Here is a 403-nt window from a genome sequence, read left to right on the forward strand (position 1 = left end):
GTCTCACCCCGCCCGAGCGGGAGTTCCTCGACGCGGCACTCGCGGCCCGCGCGGCGCAGGCCCGGGCCTCAGCCCGTGCCGCCCGGCGCACCCGCGGCCTCGTTTGCGCGCTGTCCGCCCTACTGGCGATAGCTCTGATGGGCGGGCTGGCCGCCTGGCACCTGGGCGTCGACAACACACGGCATCACACCGACATCGCCGCGCGCCGGGTCGCCGACCTCGCCGAGAGTGAAGGCGCCGGACAGCGCCCAGTCCTCGCTGACCTGGTGCTGGGTGAACTCCCGCACCACACCGGGCCGCACCGTGCCGGGCAGCCCCAGCGTGAACAAGGCCTCCTGCAGACCGGCCGGCCGCACCGCCCGGTAATCGGCCCCGCTGAGCAGGGCGGCCAGGGCGCGGGCCC

At 76.2% G+C, this 403-nt stretch carries 1 pseudogene; it reads right to left on the bottom strand.

Going from position 1 to position 403, the window contains the following annotated elements:
- Positions 1 to 206: 206 nt before the first annotated feature.
- Positions 207 to 403 (bottom strand): annotated as a pseudogene (locus TN53_RS42710) (hypothetical protein); the annotation flags it as partial.

Origin of the sequence: Streptomyces sp. WM6386, assembly GCF_000972385.1 — a bacterium.
GTDB lineage: Bacteria > Actinomycetota > Actinomycetes > Streptomycetales > Streptomycetaceae > Streptomyces.